Raw genomic sequence first — 21,133 nt, forward strand, 5'->3', positions numbered from 1 at the left:
CCGAGGATCAGCTCGCTTTCATCAAGCGCCCACACTTATCGGCTGTTAATTTTTAAAGAGCGTTTCTGCGAGGAACTTCGTGTTTCTCAGCAGCGCTGCGTTTTCAGCAGCAGAGAAGCGAGATTATGAACCGTGTTTCGCAGTTCGTCAACAACTTTTTAACATCATCGTTGCGACTGCGTGGCTCAACTTCCAGGCCAGCTGCGCGCTCCAGACTCCAGCACACCACCCGCCCTGCTTCCCTTCTCCCGCGCTGCGTTTCCGTTAGCGCGAAAGAGGCGTGATTGTAGGTAGCTCGCGACGTTCGCGCAAGGGGTTTGAAGCAACTTTTTTACAAAAGCTGCAATTCGGCCAGCCAGCCATGTGTCGGCACGAGACCGCTTATGGTGCAAAGAACGGACTAGAATGTGAGGCTCTTCGCCTCTTTCTATATACGTCTTTAATATGCGCCAGCGAATCGCCAAACGCCTCCCCCCCGATGCCGACAAACTGGTCGGCCTGTCGCTTGCGCTCTTCGCCTCGGGCAGCCGCATCGAGGACCGCTTCTGGGAAGCGAAGCTCGATGCGCTGCTCTCCAAGATTGTCCGCAACGGCAACCAGACCACGCTCGACGCAGCGCTCGACCATCTGCAGCAGAATCATCCCGACGCCTATGGCGCGCTCGCCGACATGGCCGAGACGCACAGCGAGTCGATGGCGATCGAGCACGACGGCCAACCGTTCGATGCGCTACTGGTCGCCGTCCCGGTTCTCGCATGGACGCGCTACATGATTCCATCGGGCCCGCTCAAGGGCGACGTTGCCGACGCACTTCGAACGCACCTGCAGGCGCACGTCCTTGCGAACGGTACCCTCGTCGGGCTTGCCCCGTTCCTCTACAGCATCGACCAGTTGCCGCGACACCACGTCGAGACCTACCGGCTCGCCCAGCAGCTCGCGCATGGGGCGATCAGCCAGCACACGCCCAAGCTCAGCTTCGGCGACCTGCCCGAAACCTCGCCGATCCTCGCCGATCCGCGCTTCCTGCTCGCCGTCGTTGCGGCCCCCGCCGGCGCACCGCTGTTCCGCTGGCAGGAAGAAGAAAACGGCAGCCGGATCGAACGCGGCCAGTGCCTCGAGCAATGGACGGCCCAAGGCGGCCCGAACCTGTCGATCGCGCTGCCCGGCTGCGAATTCGAATGCCTGCTTCCGGACGCGTACTACTCGGCCTGCCGGGATGCGGACGAACGGATACGTCCACATACGGTCCGAACGGCCATTCGTTATCTATTCGACACACTTGGTGCAGCACCGCAAGAGCTGCGCGCGGTGGTCGCCGGCTTCGGCGAACGCCGTATCGACGAGTACCGTGTCGGCTTCACGCGGCGTGCCAGCAACGACGTAATCTACGGCGTCGTATGGCCGCTCTACGGCCGTGAAAACGGCGACATGTCGATCGACAGTGCGACGCTCGAAGGCGAAGCGCCGATCGAAGGCCCGGTCGAGGAAATCGTGAGTCTGCTGAAGGAATGCGGCGTAACCGACGTCCGGCGGCACGCGGGCCGCTTCGAACCCGAATATTGCGATGACTGCGGCGTGCCGCTCTACGCAGATCCGCTCGGTGAAATCGTCCACGCAGAAATGCCGGAAGACGCGTCCCCCGCCCAGCCGCACTTCCACTAATCCGCAGCACAACAGGCCCGACGGCCTGCCCACCTGAAGCCGCTCACGGTTCCCGCCGGAGCGGCTTTTTACTTGTCTGTCCTCCCGTCGCCCGAAATTTCATACTTTTCCTAAGCCTTTCAGCCAAGCAGACATCGTGTAAGGTCTTTGTCATTATCAGACCCAAGGCATGCCAGACGGCAGATCAATGGCTCACATTACGGAGGTTGAATATGCGGTTCCTGATGCTCAATTCAGACGCCGAGCGGCGTGACGGACTGAAGGCCCTGTTGCGACAGATCGACCGTCACGCCGGAATCAACGACGTGCCCGACAGTTTTCAGGCGCGCAGGCTGCTGCGCAACCAGCGTTTCGACCTGGTCGCGATCGACTGGCTCGACGTCGGCCGGCTCAGCGAGCTTCAGGCGCTCTGCAGCGCGTGCTCGCCGACACCCGTCGCCGTCCTGGTCGACGAAACTTCGCCCGAAGCGATCCAGCGCTTCTTCAATTACGGTGTCGCCGGCGTGATCCCGCATTCCACGCGGCCACACCTGATCGTGCGTGCGCTCGAGATCGTGCTGCTGGGCGGACACTACATTCCGCCGATCGCGCTGCGCCTGCTGCCTTCCACTGCTGCGGCGCGCTACGATGCCCATTTCCAGACGCTCGCCGGGTCGCTTCCCCGGCGGCCGCCGAGCGGCCTCCTGTCGCCGCGGCAAGCGCAGATCATGCGCTTCGTCCACATGGGCAGCACCAACAAGATGATCGCTCGCACACTCGGCATCAGCGAAGGCACCGTCAAGATCCACCTCGCCAGCATCTTCCAGCAGCTCGGTGCCGCCAATCGGGCCGCCGCGGTCGCAATCTACAACGGCTGGCTGTCGCCCCACCTCGAGGTGCTGTTGGCGAACCGCAGTCGTGCGCGCAAGCCGCCCATCGGCGAACAGGGCCCGGTTCCGCTGCGTACGCAACGGAGTAACCGCCCGTACCCGTTGCCGGCCTCGATCGATAGCGCGCAGGACCTGCCGATCGCCGCCGAGCCGCCGGCGCGGTTCCGGCGCGAACGCTAGTCAAACAGTCTCGATATTGCGACGGTCGGTGTGTGCGGATTCCCACCTTTGATGCTCAACGAGTAATATGGACGCATGGGTTTTCTTTTCACACCGCTTCCGTTCTGGGTTGGCATCGGTGGCTGGATTGCCGCCGTGGCCCTGCTCGCGCTCGCGATCTGGAATCGTCCCTTCGTGCGCCTGCAGGACGCCACGCTCCAGCACGTGTGGCTTGCGCTCGTCACCGCCATTGCGGTCCTCTGGGCCTCGAATGCGTGGCTCGATGATGGCATCGTCATGCATCTGCTTGGCGCGACGCTGCTCGTCACGCTGTTCGACTGGACACTCGCACTGATCGCGATGGGCGCCGTCACGGCGGTCGCCGCGATCATTTTCGATGCGCCCTGGCAGGGCATTGGCCTGACCTATCTGATCTACGGCGCGCTGCCGGTCGCCGTGTCGGCATTGCTGCAGCGCGCCGCACTCGCATGGTTGCCGCACAATCTCGCGTCGTTCATTACCGGCCAGGGATTCCTGTCGCCCGCCATCGCGATCATCGCGGTTGCCGCTGCCGCTGCCGGGGTCCAGCTCGCGCTCGCGGATGGCGTTCCCGTCGTGATTCCGGCCGGCTATCTGCTGAACACCACGCTGCTCGCACTCGGCGAAGCGTGGTTCACCGGCATGGCGACCGCACTCATCGCTGTCTATCGTCCCGCATGGGTCACGACCTTCGACGTCCGGCGCTATCGTCTCGGCGGCCCGCGCGCCTGAATTGCCCTTCGAAGGCGGCGCCGTCATCACGCGCCGGCCTCCCCTCGCTCAGTACGGCAGAGTGCGACATCTACTGCCGCACAACTTTTTTACGCTAAGATTGAACTCCGGTTCTTCATCGGGCATCTATACGTGCCCGATGTCTCATTCGCTCCTCACCAATAACCAGATGGACAGCTCTCCTGCGTCGCTCCGGATTTTCCGGGCGCTCGGCAAGCTGGCAGCCTGTATTGCGGGCCTGTCGCTTGCGCTTCCGACACCGGCATTCGCCGATCTGCTCGACCAGCGCTCCGAACTGATCAACAAATTCGTCAACGAAATGCATGCCGATCCGCTCGCCGCCGATTGTGCAGCGCACGGCAGCTTCATCGCCAGCACCTCGTCGGCCTTCGACCGCGTCGACTTCGCGCCGAACGCATTCGACAGCGGCAACGCGACGATCACGCCATGGAACGACTCGTTCGACCAGGGCAAGCAGCGCGTGAAGGTCGACAATATCGTCACGGTCGACGGCCTCGGCATCCACAGCGACGGCAGCGACCCGACGCCGCTGAAATTCCGATGCGGCTATGTCGGTCAGCAGATGCTCGCGTTCAGCTGGAACGACCCGGTTCCGCCGCTTAAGCCGCGCGTCGAGCGCTCCTCGTCCTCGACGAAGAAATTCAAGGGCAAGTCGCACCGAGGCAAGGGCAAGGCAAAGGCATCGGGCCGTACCGGCAGCAAGAAGGCCGTCACAACGAAAAAGTCGAGCGGCCAGAAGAAGGTCGTCACAACGAAAAAGTCGAGCGGCCAGAAGAAGGTCGTGAAGAAGACCGCGAAGAAGTCCTGATCCGCCGAAGCGGCATCCACAGAAGTAAAAAAAGCCGGGGCATCCTGAGATGCCCCGGCTTTTTTAATACGGCGACGCTACGCTTACGCGAACGTGTCGACGTGCACCAGGATCGCCGCCAGCATCGCTGCGCCGAGCGCCGCGCTTCGCTCGCCGTTCCAGCCGACGCGTTCGTCGGGCAGGTTCGCGTTGTCCTTGAACGGCATCTCGAGCGTCAGCGACAGACAGCCGAACTGATGGCCGATGTACTTCGACGCGAGCTTGAGCGCGTCCTCCTTGTACTTGCTCGCGGCATAGCCGTGCTCAGTCTGGAAGTCCGGGCTGGCGACCTTGAACGCTTCGATGAACGCGGTCTGCTCCTTGCCCTGCTGCTCGGTAAAGCTCGGCAGCATCTCGGACCCGGCAACGAACACATACGGCAGATCTTCGTCGCCGTGAATGTCGAAGAACATGTCGCAGCCGATCGCATGGATTGCATCGCGCACGGCCAGCACCTCGGGGCTGCGCTCGGCATCGGGCGCCATCCACTCGCGGTTCAGGTTCGCGCCTGCGGCATTGGTGCGCAGGTTGCCATGCACGCTGCCGTCCGGGTTCATGTTCGGGACGATATAGAAGGTCGCACGATCGTACAGCTTGCGCGCGACGGGATCGCCGGCCCAGTCGCCCCATCCGGCCAGCCGCTTGACGAGGCCTTCGACGAACCATTCGGCCATCGACTCGCCGGGATGCTGGCGCGCGATGATCCACACCTTCTTCTTCGGCGCGCCATCCGTTTCCGGCGTACCGAGCGTCAGCAACGACATCGGGCGACCTTCAACCGTGCGGCCGAGTTCGACGGCGCTCGCCTGCGGCAACTGCTGGACCGCGCCGAGAAACGCCGCGTGACGCTCTTCCGAGTACGGCTCGAAATACGCGTAGTAGATGCTGTCGAATTCCGGTGTATGGTCGATGGTCATCGTCTTGCCGTCGAACGTCGTCGGCACGCGGAACCAGTCTACCCGGTCATAGCTCGCCACCGCGCTGTAATTGCGCCAGCCCGACGGATACGCGCATTCGGCAGCATTCTCGAACGTCATCACGCAGCGCTCGCCGCGCACGCCCGTCAAGCGGTAGTAAAACCATTGCGCGAATTCCGAGCGGGTGTCGCCGCGCACGCGCAGCCGAATCGCATCGGGACTGTCGCACGACACGACGTCGATTGCGCCTGCGTCGAAATTGCTGGTGATCGAAAGGGCCATCTGTCTCTCCTGGGGCGACCGGAACAGGCGGTGTAGCGCTTGCCCGGCCTCATGCATGCGCCGGCCGTCTCGTGAACGGCCGGCAGGGTCACTCGCCGACTCGCCGGCGATATACGTAAGTCGAATCGTTCGACGCCGCCGCATCGAACGCATAGCCTTCCGTCGCGAAATCCTTCAGCGCCTTCGGGTCGGTAATACGGTTTTCGACGATAAAACGCGCCATCAGGCCGCGCGCACGCTTCGCATGGAAGCTGATGATCTTGTAGCGGCCGCCCTTCCAGTCCTCGAACACCGGCGTGATGACCGGTGCGACCAGCAGTTTCGGCTTGACCGACTTGAAGTATTCGGTCGACGCGCAGTTGACCAGCACGCGCGCCGCGCCGCTGCGCGTTTCGAGCTGTTCGTTCAGCGCCCGCGTAATGCGGTCGCCCCAGAACGCGTACAGATCCTTGCCGCGCGCGTTCGCGAAACGCGTGCCCATCTCGAGCCGGTACGGCTGCAGCAGGTCGAGCGGGCGCAACAGCCCGTACAGGCCCGACAGCACGCGCACGTGCTGCTGCGCATAGTCGAGATCGGCGGACGACAGCGATTTCGCGTCGAAACCTTCATAGACGTCGCCGTTGAACGCGAGCACGGCCTGCTTCGCATTGGCGGGCGTAAAGGTCGACGACCAGTCGGCGTAGCGCTGGAAATTCAGGCGCGCGAGTGGATCGGAGATATCCATCAGCGTTGCGATGTCCTGCGGCGACAGCTTGCGCAGGCCGTCGATCAGCTCGGACGCGTCGTCGACGAATGCAGGCTTCGTGTAAGACTGGACGTGCGCGGGCGTATCGTAGTCGAGGGATTTGGCTGGAGAGAGAACGATTATCATAGAGGCTCGCTGGCACGCCGTGCCTTGCGGTCAGACGAAAACCACCGATTGTAACGAATGACCCGCTCTCTCGCCCCGCACGCCGCGCACCGCGTCGTGCTCGACTCGAACGTCTGGATCGACATCCTCGTATTCGACGACCCCGCTACGCGCCCGATCCGGGCTGCGCTGGAAAGCGGCGCGCTTGCCGCCGTGATCGACGGCCGCTGCCTGACCGAGCTCGAATACGTGCTCGACTATCCGCAGTTCCAGTCGCGCGCCATCGACAAGGCGGCCGCACTCGCGACCGTCGCCCGGCTGGCGAGTCTCGTCGAGCCGCCGCCCGTCGACGCCGGCGCGCCGCCGCTGCCGAAGTGCAAGGACCGCGACGACCAGAAGTTTCTCGAACTCGCCCGCGCCGCGCAGGCCGAGTGGCTCGTGTCGAAAGACCGCGCGCTGCTGAAGCTCGCGAAGCGCACCGCACGCGACTTCGGCTTCCGGATCGCGCAGCCCGCGCCATTTACCGAGGCCTGCTCGCTCGACGCCGCACCGGACACGACGACGACGCCGGCCTGACCTACGCCGCACCACCCGACTTCGACCGTATCGATGAACGCTCCTTCAGACATGCCAACGACTCCCGTTTTCCCCTCGCGCCTGCCGAACGTCGGCACGACGATCTTCACGGTCATGAGCGCGCTTGCCGCAGAAAAAGGCGCGGTGAACCTCGGCCAGGGCTTTCCGGATTTCGACTGCGATCCTCGCATCATCGATGCGGTTGCCGCCGCGATGCGCAACGGGCACAACCAGTATCCGCCGATGGCCGGTGTCGCGCCGCTGCGCGACGCGATCGCTGACAAGATCGCGCAGGTCTACGGCCGGCGTTACGATCCGGCAACCGAAATCACCGTCACGGCCGGCGCGACGCAGGCGTTGCTGACCGCGATCATGTGCGCGGTGCATCCGGGTGATGAAGTGATCGTCGTCGAACCGACCTACGACAGCTACCTGCCGTCGATCGAACTCGCGGGCGGCAAGCCCGTGTTCGTCACGCTGGAAGCGCCCGACTACGCGATCCCGTTCGACCGCCTGGCGGCCGCGATCACGCCGAAAACGCGCATGATCCTGATCAACACGCCGCACAACCCGACGGGTACCGTGTGGCGCCAGTCGGACATGCGCAAGCTCGAGGAGATCGTGCGCGGCACCAACGTGCTGATCCTGTCCGACGAGGTCTACGAGCACATGGTCTATGACGGCGCGCGCCACGAGAGCGTCGCGCGCTATCCGGAACTCGCCGCGCGCAGCTTCATCGTGTCGAGCTTCGGCAAGACCTATCACGTGACGGGCTGGAAGGTCGGCTATGTCGCGGCGCCTGCCGCGCTGACCGCGGAATTCCGCAAGGTCCACCAGTTCAACGTGTTCACGGTGAACACGCCGATGCAGATCGGGCTCGCCGACTACCTGCGCGACCCGGCGCCGTACCTGACGCTTGCCGACTTCTACCAGAAGAAGCGCGACTTCTTCCGGGCCGGCCTCGAGCGCACGCGCTTCAAATTACTGCCCTGCACGGGCACGTACTTTCAGTGCGTCGATTATTCGGCGATCAGCGACCTGCCGGAAGCGGAATTCTCGAAGTGGCTCACGTCGGAGATCGGCGTGGCCGCCATTCCGGTGTCGGCGTTCTATCACGAGCCGCACGAATCGGGCGTCGTCCGATTCTGCTTCGCGAAGCAGGAAAGCACGCTCGCATCCGCGCTCGAACGGCTCGCCCGCCTGTAAGGCCGGCACGGGCGGTCGCACACCGCCCTGCGGGAACCGCGCTTACGAGCGCGCGACGCTCGTCGCGTCGATATACGCCTTGCGCTCGGCCGCCACGCGCTGCGCGGCAGGGCGCTCGCCCACCTTCTTCGCATGCGCCTTCCAGTCGATGCCTGCATCGAGCAGGAAATCGCGCCCGAATACGGCTTTCGTCGCCATGCCGATGACCGGCAGGTGGACCCACGCGGCGATGTCCGCGAGACCGAACGACTCGCCGAGCACATACGGCGAAAACCGCGTCATCTGCTTGAATCCGTCGATCGCGCGCGGCAGGCGCTTCTCGACGTGCGCCTTCATCCCGTCGCTGACCTTGCCGCCGAAAAACGCTTCGGTGTAGACCTCGCGCGCCATCCATTCGAGATAAAGTTCGAGCGTCTCGATGAGTTCGCGCGCCTTCGCGGCCGCGAACGGACTCGCCGGGAGAATGCCTTTTTCGGGATAGCGCGCCGCCAGGTACTCGATGATCACCTGGGACTCGAACAGCGCACCTTCTTCGGTCTTCAGAAAGGGAATCTTGCCGAGCGGCGAATCGGCGAGCTGTGCCGGATCGCTGACCGGCAATCCGCACACCGACTCCTCGAACGGAATGTCGTGCTCGAGCAGGACGAACTTCACCTTGTTGTAATAGTTGGACAACGGAATACCGCACAGCTGTAGCATCGGAGTCTCCTTCCTTGCTGAAGCGCGGCCGCATCGATGTCGGCCGCATCGGGATTCATCGCGCTGAAAAGCACGTTCGTGCTAGTCTAAAGCAAGTTTCGCGTCCGTCACGACAACAATACCTCTGCTACGACATCGTCCGCATCAGCACGCGCTATGTGTCCGCTGCCGCAGCCCTGCCATCCGATGGAGACACGCTCGCATGAGTGCTGAACTGCTGGCCTCGCGTCCGCCCGAGAGCGAATCGACGCTCGTCCTCACGCTATCCAACCCCGGCGCGCGCAATGCGCTGCATCCCGACATGTACGCGGCCGGCATCGAAGCGCTCGCCACCGCCGAACGGGATCCCGGGATTCGCGCGGTCGTGCTCACCGGCGCCGATCGCTTCTTCTGCGCGGGCGGCAATTTGAACCGGCTGCTCGACAACCGCTCGAAGGATCCGTCCTACCAGGCCGACAGCATCGATCAGCTCGCCGCCTGGGTCACGGCGATCCATGCTTCGACGAAGCCGGTGATCGCAGCGGTGGAAGGCGCCGCGGCCGGCGCGGGCTTCTCGCTCGCGCTCGCGTGCGACCTGATCGTCGCCGCGCACGACGCGAAGTTCGTGATGTCATACGCGCGTGTCGGCCTGACGCCCGATGGAGGCGGTTCGTGGTTCATCGCCCGCGCGCTGCCGCGTGCGATCGCGGCCGAGATCCTGTTCGAAGGCAAGCCTGTTGCAGCCGAACGTCTGCACACGCTCGGCGTCGTCAACCGGCTCGCCGTGCCCGGCGCGGCACTGACCGATGCACTGGCATGGGCCGATGCGCTCGCCGGCATCTCGCCGAACGCACTCACGCGCATCAAGTCGCTGCTCGACGACGCGACGACGCAACCGCTCGACGCGCATCTCGCCACGGAGCGCGATCATTTCGTCGCATCGCTGCATCATGCGGACGGGCTCGAAGGCATCACCGCATTTCTCGAGAAACGCCCGCCCCGCTACAAGCGCTGAGCGGTCGCGCCCGCTTTGGAATTGACATGTCACCACCGCATCGACCGGATGCGGCACGGCGACGCCGCCATCTCGACGACTCGGGACGATACGCGATCGCCCCCACGCACACACGCCGGCTCACACGCACCGGCACGCACGTTCCCGTCGCCAGCAGCCCACATCGATCCATGCTCTAATGACCGCCTGTCGCGGCGCTGCCTGCGCCGTTTTCGCGCATGCAACACAGGAGTTCACGATGATTGACGTCTATAGCTGGGCGACCCCGAACGGCCACAAGGTGCACATCATGCTCGAGGAAACGGGCCTCGCTTATCGTGCCCATCCGGTCGATATCGGCGCAGGCGACCAGTTCAAGCCGGAGTTCCTGAAGATCAGCCCGAACAACAAGATCCCCGCGATCGTCGATCCGGACGGCCCCGGCGGCACGCCGATCTCGCTGTTCGAATCGGGCGCGATCCTGATCTACCTCGCGGAGAAGACCGGCAAGTTCCTGCCGACCGATCCGGCCGCACGCTACGCGGCGCTCGAATGGCTGATGTTCCAGATGGGCGGCGTCGGCCCGATGCTCGGGCAGGCGCACCACTTCCGCCTGTATGCGCCGGAGAAGATCGAGTATGCGGTCAACCGCTACACGAACGAGGCAAAGCGCCTGTACAACGTGATGGACAAGCGCCTTGGCGAATCCGAATATCTCGCGGGCGACGCGTATACGATCGCGGACATTGCGACGTTCCCGTGGACGCGCTCGTGGCAGAACCAGGGCATCGTGCTCGACGAATTGCCGAACGTGAAACGCTGGCACGACGCGATCGCCGCGCGACCGGCCGTGCAACGCGGTGTCGAAGTGCTCGCGTCGATGCGCAAGGCGCTGCAGGACGACAAGGCACGCGAGGTGCTGTTCGGTGCGACGCAATACGCGAAGCACTGACACGCATGTGACGGGCGGAGCGGCATCCGTGCATGCCGCTCCCCGCTTCAGAAGTAATGCAGCGTGATGAATTCGGCCGCGCAGACGGGCAGCGGCACATCGGGACGCTCGACCTGCATCGTCACCGACCACGTCACCTGCACACCGTCCCGCGCAGCCTCGGCGGTTTCCTTTACCGCAAACAGCGCACGCACACGCGCGCCGACCGGCACCGGCTTCAGGAACCGCACGCGGTTCAGTCCGTAGTTCACCCCCATCTTCTGCTCGAAACGCATCGCATCGGCCATCAACGCCGGAATCAGCGACAGCGTCAGGAACCCGTGCGCGATCGGGCCGCCGAATGGCGACTCGCGCCGCGCGCGTTCGGGATCGACGTGAATCCATTGATGATCGCCGGTCGCATCGGCAAAGCCATCGACACGACGCTGGTCGATCGCGATCCAGCCGCTCGCGAGCGGCTCCGCGCCGACTCGCGCCTGCAGCGCCTGCGCCGATGCGATCAGCGGCAAGGTCACGTCGGTCATGCCTGCGTGCCTCCCGGATGGCGCAGCCCGAAGATCACCTTGGTATGCACGGTGATCACCGTCTCGCCGGCGCCGTTCACACCGACCCATTCCGTCGACACGATGCCGCGGTCGGGCTTGCTCTCCGACACGCGTTTGTCGTGGACCTTCTGATACATCGTGATCGTGTCGCCGGCGCGCACCGGCTTGAGCCAGCGGATCGAATCGATGCCCGGCGAGCCCATGCTCGTCGAGTCCGACCCGAGCTTCTTGATGAGCAGGCTCATGAACACCGAACACGTATGCCAGCCGCTCGCGACGAGCCCGCCGAAATGCGATGCTTTTCCCGCTTCTTCGTCGAGGTGGAACGGCTGCGGGTCATAGCGTTGTGCGAACGCCTTGATGTCGTCGGGTTCGAACGTGTAGCGGCCCACTTCGGTGGTACTGCCGACCACCAGGTCTTCGTAACTGATGCCCACTCGGTGTCTCCTTGTCTGGTGCGCTCGCGCGTCGCCGTCATGCTGCGTCGGTCTGCGCGAAATCGGGCAGCGCCGCAATGCGGGCAAGATGATGATCGGTGTCGCCGAGCGTCGTCTCGATGATCGTCAGCCGCTTGAACAAGTGTGCGGCGGCGACCTCGTTGGTCACGCCCATGCCGCCGTGCAGCTGGACGGCCTGCTGGCCGACGAAGCGCGCGGCGGCGCCGACACGCGCTTTCGCGGCCGACACGGCCTTTCGCCGCGCATCGGCATCGCCGCTCGCGTAGCGTACGGCTGCCAGATAGGTCAGCGAACGCGCCTGCTCGGCATGGATCAGCATGTCGACCATCCGGTGCTGCAGCGCCTGGAAACGCGCGATCGGCACGCCGAACTGTTCGCGCGTCTTCGTGTATTCGACCGTCGCGCGATTCAGTTCGTCGAGCACGCCGACCGCTTCCGCGCACAGCAGGAACGTCGCGTAGTCGGCAACCTGCTCGAGGGCCGCCGCGTCGCGCGCACCACCCGTCAGCAGTCGCGCCGGCGTTTCATTGAACCCGATCGTCGCGGCACGCTGGCCGTCGATCGTCCGGTAGTCGACCACCTTCGCGTTCGCGGCATCCCGTTCGACGACGAAGAGGCCGATGCCGCCACCGTCGACGCGTGCGGGCACGATCCACGCGTCCGCCTGTGCGCCATGCTGAACGACCGACTTCGTGCCGGTCAGCCGGTACGTGCCACCCTGCTCGCGCGCACGCGTGTCGAGTTCGAACAGGTCGTAGCGCGCATGCGGTTCGTGGAACGCGACTGCCACACGCTTCTGCCCCTGCGCGACGGCTTCCAGCAGCGCCGCATCCTCATCCGCGCCGGAACCGCCAACGCGCAACGCCTCGACGCCCACCGCCGTTGCCCAGTACGGCTCGATCACGAGCGCACGGCCGAGTTCCTGCATCACGACCAGCATGTCGACCGGGCCGCCGCCGAAGCCACCCTGCGCGTCCGGCACGGGCAGCGCGGTCAACCCCAGTTCGGCGAACGCGCTCCATTGCGTGTCCGACACACCCGCATCGCTGCGCACGATTGCCTGGCGCGCTTCGAAGCCGTATTGCTCGCCGAGATAACGGCGCAGCGCGTCGGCAAACTGCTGCTGCTCATCGGTAAAGCTGAAATCCATGGTTGTCTCCGTTCCCTGATCACAGCCCCAGAATCATCTGCGCGATGATGTTCTTCTGGATCTCGTTCGAACCGCCGTAGATCGACGTCTTCCGGTAATTGAAGTAGTACGCGGCAAGCGGTGCCGCATCGTCGTCGCCCGCGATGCTGTGCTCGCGCTGGCCGTCGAGGAACGGTACGTCGAACGGTGCGGCGAGCGGGCCGATCGCGTCGACCATCAGCTCGGTGAGGGCCTGCTGCACTTCCGTGCCCTTGATCTTCAGCATCGACGCCTCGGGGCCGGGCCCCTTGCCGCTCGTCTCGCGGCTGACGACGCGCAGCACCGTCACCTCCAGCGCCATCAGCTCGACCTCGAGCGCCGCGACCTTCGCAGCGAACACGGGATCGGCGAGCAACGGCTTGCCGTTCTTGCGCTGGTTCGACGCCACACGCTTCAGGAACGCGAGTTCGCGCTTCGACCCGCCGACGCGCGCGATGCCGGTGCGCTCATGGCCAAGCAGGTATTTCGCGTAGGTCCAGCCGCGGTTCTCGTCGCCGACGAGATTCTCGACCGGCACCTTCACGTCCTCGAAGAACACCTCGTTGACCTCGTGGTCCTCGTCGAGCATGACGATCGGGCGCACCGTGATGCCGGGCGTCTTCATGTCGATCAGCAGGAACGAGATGCCCTCCTGTTTCTTCGCGGCCGGATCGGTGCGCACGAGGCAGAACATCATGTCGGCGTACTGGCCGAGCGTCGTCCAGGTCTTCTGGCCATTGACGACGTAGTGGTCGCCCTGGCGCTCCGCGCGCGTGCGCAACGATGCGAGATCGGACCCCGAACCCGGCTCCGAATAGCCCTGGCACCACCAGTCCGAGCCGTCGAGAATGCGCGGCAGATAATGACGTTTCTGCGCTTCGCTGCCGTATTTCATCAACACCGGCGCGACCATCGATACGCCGAACGGCAGCACGGTCGGTGCGCCGATCCGCGCGCACTCCTCGTCCCAGATGTGCCGTTGCGTCGCGTTCCAGCCCGGGCCGCCATATTCGACGGGCCATGCGGGCGCAGACCAGCCGCGCTGGCCAAGAATCCTGTGCCAGCTCGCGAAATCCTCGCGATCGAGTCGTTTGTGATCGAGTACTTTGGCGCGCAGTGCGTGAGGCAGGTTGGCCTCGAGCCAGGCGCGGACGTCGACGCGGAACGCGTCGTCCGAGGGGGAATAATCCAGATCCATGCGCAGTGTCTCCTGTCGACCGGAGTTAGCGCTTCAGCGGTTAGTCCGGTCCCATGCAAGGCTGTCCGCAGCCGTCCGGCCCGGCAAGGACTCACTGCATATGTCTATTGCAGCGGTTCTTTGAGCGCGGCAGGAATCGGCAGCGGCATCACGTCGATGCCTTCTTCGGCCAAGGATTGCGCGTCTTCGGGCGTCGTGACGCCCCGAATGCTGCGTGCCGGCGCCTCGTTGTAATGGATGCGCCGCGCTTCCTCGGCGAAGCGCTCGCCCACATTCTCGGTTTTCTCCAGCACCTCGCGCAGCGCACGCATTACCTGCGCCTGCAGTGCACGCGAATCGACCGGCTGGGCCTGCGTCGCGCCCGACAGGTTCAGGCGCGGCGCCGACGGCAGACGGTTGACCTCGGTCGTTCCGCACACCGGACATTCGACCAGCTTGCGGGACAACTGCGCTTCGAATTCATCGGCGGAAGCGAACCAGCCTTCGAACCGATGACCGTGCGGGCACTGTAAATCGAGGACCTTCATGCTGAATCAGGGCGTGTGGCGAGTGTAGCGCAAAAAGCGGTTTTGTGAACGGTCGTGCTAAATATCGATCGCGCGACGGCGTGGCGCCGCGTCACCGGATTGTAACGCGGCGCCCCACCCGCCGCTGACGCTGCGCTCAGGGCGTCAGGACCGGCCCGAGCGGCCACGTCCCGGACAGCACCTTGTCGAGCCACATCGTGCCGATGATCGTCTTCACGTCGGAGATCTGGCCCGTGCGCACCCATTCCTGCAGGTCGGCCTGCGTCGCAATGAAGGTCTCGAGGAATTCGCCCTCATCGAGCTTGCGCTCGCCGGCCGTCAGCCCGCGCGCCAGGTACAGGTCGATGAATTCGGTCGAATAGGAAATGATCGGATGAATCCGGGCCAGGAACACGTACTCGCGTGCCGTGTAGCCGGTTTCCTCGCGCAGTTCGCGCACCGCGCATGCGAGCGCGCCTTCGTTCGGATCGAGCTTGCCGGCCGGGAATTCGGCCATCACCTTGCCGATCGGGTAGCGATACTGGCTTTCCATCAGCACGCGGCCGTCGTCGAACAGCGGGATCACCATCACCGCGCCCGGATGCTGGACGTATTCGCGCGTGGCTTTCTTGCCATCCGGCAGACGGACGGTATCGCGCTTGAGCTTGAGGAACGCGCCTTCGAAGATCGCCTCGCTTTCGAGGCAGGTTTCGGTCAGTGCGGCGTCGTGATTGGGTAGTTCGGCCATCGGCGGCTCCAAAATTGAGCGCGACGGCCGAAGCCGTCAGCGTCGTTTGACGAGATACTGGAACGTGAAGCCGGGAAACGCGAACACGACGAAAAGACTGAACGTGATCGCGTAGAACTGCCAGCCCTGTTCGAAGCGGTTGCCGGCGCGCGACTCGAGCCAGAAGCCGAGCGCGCCAACGATGAAGTACAGCACGATCAGCTCGCCGATCCGTACCCAACCGCTCTTCTTCGCCGCGCCGAACGGCACGACGGCGAAGAGGCGTTGGTTCAGGAACGGCAGGTTGGCGCAGACGAGCGCCAACAGCACGATAAACCAGCCGGCTGCCGACATTACAGCGGCAGCGTGTGACGAATTGCCTGCAGGCAGGCCGTCAGCAGCGGGCTCGGGATCAGGCCGAGCGCGACGACCGCGAGGCCGTTCAGCACGAGGATCGTGCGCTTGCAGAAATCGCCCGAGATCGGCGTCGTATCCTGCGGTGCATCGAAGTACATCAGCTTCACGATGCGCAGGTAGTAGAACGCGCCGAACAGCGACGTGATCACGGCCAGCACGGCCAGCCACGTGAGGCCCGCGTTGACGGTTGCCTCGAGCACGGCGAGCTTCGCGTAGAAGCCGACGGTCGGCGGAATGCCGGCCAGCGAGAACATCATGACCATCATCACGAACGCGAACACCGGGCTGCGCTTGTTGAGGCCCTTGAAGTCGTCGATCGTTTCGGCTTCGAAATCGCGGCGTGCGAGCAGCATCACCACGCCGAACGAGCCGAGCGTCGTGATCAGGTAGACGATCGCGTAGAACATCGCCGAGCTGTATGCGTTCGCCGGTGCCGTCGCGTCGCCCTTCACGATGCCCGCGAGCAGGCCGAGCAGCACGAAGCCCATGTTCGAGATCGCCGAGTACGCAAGCATCCGCTTGATGTTGCGCTGGACGATACCCGTGATGTTGCCGACGATCAGCGACAGTGCGGCCAGGATCACGAGCGCGGTCTGCCAGTTCTGTGCGAGCGGCAACAGGCCCATCACCAGGAAGCGCAGGCCCCACGCGAACGCGGCAACCTTCGGGCCGCCGCCGACGAACAGCGTCATCGCGGTCGGTGCGCCCTGGTAGACGTCCGGCACCCACATGTGGAACGGCACGGCGCCGAGCTTGAATGCGATACCGGCGACGATGAAGACCACGCCGAACATCAGCACGGCCGCGTCGGTATTGCCGCCGACCGCCTTGTACACCTCGGCCAGCTCGAGCGAGCCGGTCGCACCGTACAGCATCGAGATGCCGTACAGCACGAAACCCGACGCGAGGGCGCCCAGCACGTAGTACTTCATCGCGGCTTCGCTCGACTGTGCGGCATCGCGGCGCAGCGCGATGACGGCGTACAGCGACAGCGACATCAGTTCGAGACCGAGGTACAGCGTCAGGAAGTTGTTGCCCGACACCATGACCAGCTGACCGAGCAGCGAGAACATGCCGAGCAGGAACACGTCACCGCGGAACATGTCGCGATCTTCGAGGTACTTGCGCGAATAGACGAGCGAGACCGCGAAACCGAACGACACGACAGCCTTCATCATGCTCGCGAACGAGTCGACGACGACCATCTTCGAGAAGAAGTAGTACTGCTGCGGGTCGAGTGCCTGCACCGCGAACCACACGCCGGCCACGACCGACGAGACGACCGCGATCAGATAAGTCAGGCGGCGGCCGGAAGCACCGGTAAAGGTGTCGTTCAGCCATGCGACGACGATGGCGGCCAGCACCAGCGCGTCAGGCAACAGGACATTCATAGAGGCGTTTTGCATGATCTTGAGTTCCTCCGCTCGCGATTACTGGGCCAGCGGCAGCTTCGACTGCGCGACGTGGGAGAGGAGGTTTTCCACGGAAACGTGCATCACGTCGGTGAAAGGCTTCGGATACAGGCCCATCAGCAGCGTGAACGCGGCGAGCACGGCCAGCATCAGGAATTCGCGACGGCCGATGTCCTTCAGCTTGGCAACGTGATCGTTCGCCACCGCGCCGAAGTACACGCGCTTGTACATCCACAGCGTGTAGGCAGCACCGAGGATCAGCGTGAATGCCGCGCCGAATGCGATCCAGAAGTTGTACTGGACGGCCGCGAGAATCACCATGAACTCGCCGACGAATCCCGACGTGCCCGGAAGGCCGCAGTTGGCCATCGAGAACAGCATCGCGAAGGCCGCGAACTTCGGCATCACGTTGACGACGCCACCGTAGTCGGCGATCTGGCGCGAGTGCACGCGGTCGTACAGCACGCCGATGCAGAGGAACATCGCGCCCGACACGAAGCCGTGCGAGATCATCTGGATGATCGCGCCTTCGACGCCGAGCTGGTTGAAGATGAAGAAGCCGAGCGTGACGAAGCCCATGTGCGCGATCGACGAATACGCGACCAGCTTCTTCATGTCGGCCTGCACCATCGCGACGAGGCCGATGTAGATCACCGCGATCAGCGACAGCGTGATCACGACGGGTGCCAGGAAGTGGCTCGCGTCAGGCGTGATCGGCAGCGAGAAACGCAGGAAACCGTATGCGCCGAGCTTCAGCATGATCGCAGCCAGCACGACCGAGCCGCCCGTCGGCGCTTCCACGTGCGCGTCCGGCAGCCAGGTGTGGACCGGCCACATCGGCACCTTCACCGCGAACGCGAGGAAGAACGCAATGAACAACAGTATCTGCGGCGTCATCGCGATCTTGGCGTTCTGCCACGTCGCGAGGTCGAACGAATGCGTTTCCGTGTACAGGTAGATCAGCGCGACCAGCATCAGCAGCGAGCCGGCCAGCGTGTACAGGAAGAACTTGAATGCCGCATACACGCGGTTCGGGCCACCCCACACGCCGATGATGATGTACATCGGGATCAGGGTCGCTTCGAAGAACACGTAGAACAGCAGGCCGTCGGCCGCCGAGAATACGCCGATCATGATCCCGGACAGGATCAGGAACGCCGCGAGGTACTGCGCGACGTTCTCGGTGATCACTTCCCATGCGGCGATCACGACGATCACTGTGATCAGCGCGGTCAGCACGACGAACCACATCGAGATGCCGTCGACGCCGAGGTGATACGCGATGTCGAAGCGTTCGATCCAGGTCGACTTCTCGACGAACTGCAGCGCAGCCGTGCTCGAGTCGAAGCCCGTGATCAGCGGGATCGTGACCGCCAGGCCGAGCAGCGAACCGATCAGCGCGATCCAGCGGGCCGTCCCCGGATTTTTGTCGTTACCCACCGCAAGCACGAGGAGGCCGAAAACGATCGGCAGCCAGATCGCGGTACTGAGAATCGGAAAAGCGTGCATTAAGTTGTCCCCCGCCTTATTTGCCGCCGAGCGTTACAAACAGGGTCAGGAGCCCCAGCATGCCGATGATCATGGCGAACGCGTAGTGATAGATGTAACCGGATTGGAGGAAGCGGATCACGCCGGCGAACCAGCCGATGAACCGGGCGCTGCCGTTGACGAGGCCGTCGATCACCACGACGTCACCTTCCTTCCACAGGCCGCGGCCGATCGCCACCGAACCACGGGCGAACACCACTTCGTTGATCTTGTCCATGTAGTACTTGTTGTCCAGCAGCGTGTAGATCGGGCCGAACGCGCGGCGGATCGACGCCGGCAGTTCCGGACGCTTCAGGTACAGGAACCAGGCGACAACGACACCGGCGAGCGCGAGCCAGACCGGCAGGCCCGACACCGAGTGCAGGCCCATGCCCACCCAGCCGTGGAACTCCTCGGCCATCTCGGCCAGGGCCGGATGGTTTTCGCCGATGAAGATCACCTTGTCGAATGCAACGCCGTGCTGGAAGAAGTCGCCGAACAGCATCGGGCTGATCGCGATCGCGCCGATGATGACCGACGGGATCGCCAGCAGGACCAGCGGCACCCACACGACCCACGGGGTCTCGTGCGGTTCGTGCGCGTGGTCGTCATGACCGTGGCCATGGCCGTGGTCGTCGTGGCCGTGCGCAGCCGCCATGCCCATCGGCGATTCCGGATGCTTCGGCTTGCGGAAGCGCTCTTCGCCGTGGAACACCAGGAAGTACATGCGGAACGAGTACAGCGCCGTGACGAACACGCTCGCGACGACCGCGAAGTACGCGAAGCCCGAACCCGGCAGGTGCGACAGCTTCACCGCGTCGATGATCGAGTCCTTCGAGTAGAAACCCGAGAAGAACGGCGTGCCGATCAGCGCGAGCGAACCGACGAGCGACGTGATCCACGTGATCGGCATGTACTTGCGCAGGCCGCCCATGTTGCGCATGTCCTGGTCGTGGTGCATGCCCATGATGACCGAGCCTGCGCCGAGGAACAGCAGCGCCTTGAAGAACGCGTGCGTCATCAGGTGGAACACGGCGACCGGGTAAGCGGACACGCCGAGCGCGACGGTCATGTAGCCGAGCTGCGACAGCGTCGAGTACGCGACCACGCGCTTGATGTCGTTCTGGACGATGCCGAGGAAGCCCATGAAGAGCGCCGTGATCGCGCCGATCACCGTGATGAACGACAGCGCGGTATCCGACAGCTCGAACAGCGGCGACATGCGCGACACCATGAAGATGCCGGCGGTCACCATCGTCGCCGCGTGAATCAGCGCGGAGATCGGGGTCGGGCCTTCCATCGAGTCCGGCAGCCACACGTGCAGCGGGAACTGTGCCGACTTGCCCATCGCGCCGATGAACAGGCAGATACAGGCGACGGTCAGCAGGCCCCAGTCGGTGCCCGGGAAGTGCAGGCTCGCGAGTTCAGCGCGCTTCGCGAACACTTCGCCGTAGTTCATCGAGCCGGCGAATGCGAGCAGCAGGCCAATGCCGAGCAGGAAGCCGAAGTCGCCCACGCGGTTCACGAGGAACGCCTTCATGTTCGCGTAGATCGCGCTCTCACGCGTGAAGTAGAAGCCGATCAGCAGGTACGACACCAGACCCACCGCTTCCCAGCCGAAGAACAGCTGCAGGAAGTTGTTGCTCATCACGAGCATCAGCATCGAGAACGTGAACAGCGAGATGTACGAGAAGAAGCGCTGGTAGCCGTCTTCTTCCGCCATGTAGCCGATCGTGTACACGTGCACCATCAGCGAGACGAAGGTCACGACGACCATCATCATCGCGGTCAGCGAATCGACGAGGAAGCCGACTTCGAGCTTCAGCGAGCCGACGTTCATCCATTCGTAGACGGTCGCGTTGAAGCTTGCGCCGCCCATCACGTCGAAGAAGACTTTCGCCGACAGGAGGAACGCGATCATTACGCCGAGGATCGTGATCCGGTGTGCGCCCTTGCGGCCGACTGCGTTCCCGAACAGCCCCGCAATCAGCGAGCCGGCCAGCGGAGCGAGCGGAATCGCCAGCAGCAGGTTTTCATTGAGTGTCGTTGACATAACAGCGTTGCCTGAAATTAACCTTTGAGCTGATCGAGATCCTCGACATTGATCGTGTCGAGCTTACGGAACAGGGTCACCAGAATCGCGAGACCGATCGCGGCTTCCGCTGCGGCGACGGTCAGCACGAAGAACACGAAGATCTGGCCGTGCACGTCGCCGAGGTAATGCGAAAACGCGACGAAGTTGGTGTTCACCGCCAGCAGCATCAATTCGATCGACATCAGGATGATGATGACGTTGCGGCGGTTCAGGAAAATCCCGACGATCGCGATCGCAAAGAGGATCGCGCCGAGCACGAGGTAATGAGCAAGAGTCAGCATGTTTTCTTTTCCTCC

At 63.8% G+C, this 21,133-nt stretch carries 22 protein-coding genes; 8 read left to right on the forward strand and 14 right to left on the reverse strand.

Going from position 1 to position 21,133, the window contains the following annotated elements:
• The first annotated feature begins 444 nt into the window (after positions 1-444).
• From G3N98_RS16270 to G3N98_RS16285, 4 genes are all read left to right on the forward strand, one after another.
• A complete protein-coding gene (locus G3N98_RS16270; RefSeq protein ID WP_206148675.1) occupies positions 445-1,662 on the forward strand; it encodes a DUF2863 family protein in 1,218 nt (405 codons plus the stop codon).
• A 212-nt stretch (positions 1,663-1,874) separates the two neighbouring features.
• Positions 1,875-2,711, forward strand: coding sequence for a response regulator transcription factor (locus tag G3N98_RS16275; protein WP_089440651.1), 837 nt, complete (start codon positions 1,875-1,877; stop codon positions 2,709-2,711).
• A 75-nt stretch (positions 2,712-2,786) separates the two neighbouring features.
• On the forward strand, positions 2,787-3,461 hold the full coding sequence (locus G3N98_RS16280) for an energy-coupling factor ABC transporter permease (RefSeq protein WP_089473282.1): 675 nt from the start codon (positions 2,787-2,789) through the stop codon (positions 3,459-3,461).
• A 139-nt stretch (positions 3,462-3,600) separates the two neighbouring features.
• The gene (locus G3N98_RS16285; RefSeq protein WP_206148684.1) at positions 3,601-4,290 is read left to right on the forward strand and encodes a hypothetical protein; all 690 of its coding nucleotides are present in this window, start codon (positions 3,601-3,603) and stop codon (positions 4,288-4,290) included.
• Between the two features lie 83 nt (positions 4,291-4,373).
• Here G3N98_RS16285 and G3N98_RS16290 read toward each other — a convergent pair whose 3' ends face one another.
• Both G3N98_RS16290 and yaaA read right to left on the reverse strand, forming a co-directional pair.
• The gene (locus G3N98_RS16290) at positions 4,374-5,528 is read right to left on the reverse strand and encodes a M14-type cytosolic carboxypeptidase (protein WP_206148676.1); all 1,155 of its coding nucleotides are present in this window, start codon (positions 5,526-5,528) and stop codon (positions 4,374-4,376) included.
• Positions 5,529-5,616: 88 nt separating this feature from the next.
• Positions 5,617-6,399, reverse strand: coding sequence for a peroxide stress protein YaaA (gene yaaA / locus G3N98_RS16295; RefSeq protein WP_089473285.1), 783 nt, complete (start codon positions 6,397-6,399; stop codon positions 5,617-5,619).
• 57 nt (positions 6,400-6,456) lie between these two features.
• On the opposite strand from yaaA, the gene G3N98_RS16300 reads away from it, so the two are divergent.
• Positions 6,457-6,954 (forward strand): putative toxin-antitoxin system toxin component, PIN family, encoded by a 498-nt coding sequence (locus tag G3N98_RS16300; RefSeq protein ID WP_089431474.1) that lies wholly within the window; start codon positions 6,457-6,459, stop codon positions 6,952-6,954.
• Positions 6,955-6,987: 33 nt separating this feature from the next.
• Positions 6,988-8,160, forward strand: a complete 1,173-nt coding sequence (locus G3N98_RS16305; RefSeq protein ID WP_089473287.1) for a pyridoxal phosphate-dependent aminotransferase — start codon at positions 6,988-6,990, stop codon at positions 8,158-8,160.
• A 42-nt stretch (positions 8,161-8,202) separates the two neighbouring features.
• On the opposite strand, the gene G3N98_RS16310 is transcribed toward G3N98_RS16305, so the two are convergent.
• Positions 8,203-8,859 (reverse strand): glutathione S-transferase, encoded by a 657-nt coding sequence (locus G3N98_RS16310; protein WP_089473288.1) that lies wholly within the window; start codon positions 8,857-8,859, stop codon positions 8,203-8,205.
• 202 nt (positions 8,860-9,061) lie between these two features.
• Here G3N98_RS16310 and G3N98_RS16315 point away from each other — a divergent pair, with 202 nt between their 5' ends.
• Both G3N98_RS16315 and G3N98_RS16320 read left to right on the forward strand, forming a co-directional pair.
• Positions 9,062-9,853, forward strand: a complete 792-nt coding sequence (locus G3N98_RS16315; RefSeq protein ID WP_069248459.1) for an enoyl-CoA hydratase — start codon at positions 9,062-9,064, stop codon at positions 9,851-9,853.
• A 238-nt stretch (positions 9,854-10,091) separates the two neighbouring features.
• Positions 10,092-10,784 carry a glutathione binding-like protein gene (locus tag G3N98_RS16320; protein WP_089473289.1) on the forward strand — a complete coding sequence of 231 codons (693 nt, stop codon included), beginning with the start codon at positions 10,092-10,094 and terminating at the stop codon, positions 10,782-10,784.
• A 47-nt stretch (positions 10,785-10,831) separates the two neighbouring features.
• Here G3N98_RS16320 and G3N98_RS16325 read toward each other — a convergent pair whose 3' ends face one another.
• The 11 genes from G3N98_RS16325 to nuoK all read right to left on the reverse strand — a co-directional run bounded on the left by G3N98_RS16325 (position 10,832) and on the right by nuoK (position 21,118).
• Positions 10,832-11,308, reverse strand: a complete 477-nt coding sequence (locus G3N98_RS16325) for a MaoC family dehydratase (RefSeq protein ID WP_039370625.1) — start codon at positions 11,306-11,308, stop codon at positions 10,832-10,834.
• Positions 11,305-11,766 (reverse strand): MaoC family dehydratase, encoded by a 462-nt coding sequence (locus G3N98_RS16330; protein ID WP_089425972.1) that lies wholly within the window; start codon positions 11,764-11,766, stop codon positions 11,305-11,307. Before G3N98_RS16330 ends, G3N98_RS16325 begins: the two co-directional genes overlap by 4 nt.
• Positions 11,767-11,803: 37 nt before the next feature.
• Complete coding sequence (locus G3N98_RS16335) at positions 11,804-12,937, reverse strand: acyl-CoA dehydrogenase (protein ID WP_089473290.1); 1,134 nt, start codon at positions 12,935-12,937, stop codon at positions 11,804-11,806.
• Between the two features lie 19 nt (positions 12,938-12,956).
• On the reverse strand, positions 12,957-14,153 hold the full coding sequence (locus tag G3N98_RS16340) for an acyl-CoA dehydrogenase family protein (protein WP_089425974.1): 1,197 nt from the start codon (positions 14,151-14,153) through the stop codon (positions 12,957-12,959).
• 104 nt (positions 14,154-14,257) lie between these two features.
• Positions 14,258-14,680 (reverse strand): DUF1178 family protein, encoded by a 423-nt coding sequence (locus G3N98_RS16345; RefSeq protein ID WP_046544753.1) that lies wholly within the window; start codon positions 14,678-14,680, stop codon positions 14,258-14,260.
• A 136-nt stretch (positions 14,681-14,816) separates the two neighbouring features.
• Positions 14,817-15,407 carry an NUDIX hydrolase gene (locus G3N98_RS16350; protein WP_089425976.1) on the reverse strand — a complete coding sequence of 197 codons (591 nt, stop codon included), beginning with the start codon at positions 15,405-15,407 and terminating at the stop codon, positions 14,817-14,819.
• A gap of 36 nt (positions 15,408-15,443) precedes the next feature.
• Positions 15,444-15,740, reverse strand: coding sequence for a DUF2818 family protein (locus G3N98_RS16355; protein ID WP_039370614.1), 297 nt, complete (start codon positions 15,738-15,740; stop codon positions 15,444-15,446).
• Entirely contained in the window at positions 15,740-17,194 is a 1,455-nt protein-coding gene (gene nuoN / locus G3N98_RS16360) for an NADH-quinone oxidoreductase subunit NuoN (RefSeq protein ID WP_174976206.1), read from the reverse strand. Before nuoN ends, G3N98_RS16355 begins: the two co-directional genes overlap by 1 nt.
• Positions 17,195-17,233: 39 nt before the next feature.
• Entirely contained in the window at positions 17,234-18,724 is a 1,491-nt protein-coding gene (locus G3N98_RS16365; RefSeq protein WP_021162817.1) for an NADH-quinone oxidoreductase subunit M, read from the reverse strand.
• Between the two features lie 16 nt (positions 18,725-18,740).
• On the reverse strand, positions 18,741-20,795 hold the full coding sequence (nuoL, locus tag G3N98_RS16370; protein ID WP_039370608.1) for an NADH-quinone oxidoreductase subunit L: 2,055 nt from the start codon (positions 20,793-20,795) through the stop codon (positions 18,741-18,743).
• 17 nt (positions 20,796-20,812) lie between these two features.
• Positions 20,813-21,118 carry an NADH-quinone oxidoreductase subunit NuoK gene (gene nuoK / locus G3N98_RS16375; protein ID WP_006478272.1) on the reverse strand — a complete coding sequence of 102 codons (306 nt, stop codon included), beginning with the start codon at positions 21,116-21,118 and terminating at the stop codon, positions 20,813-20,815.
• Positions 21,119-21,133: the final 15 nt, after the last annotated feature.

Source organism: Burkholderia sp. Tr-20390 (genome assembly GCF_017104595.1).
Lineage (GTDB): Bacteria > Pseudomonadota > Gammaproteobacteria > Burkholderiales > Burkholderiaceae > Burkholderia.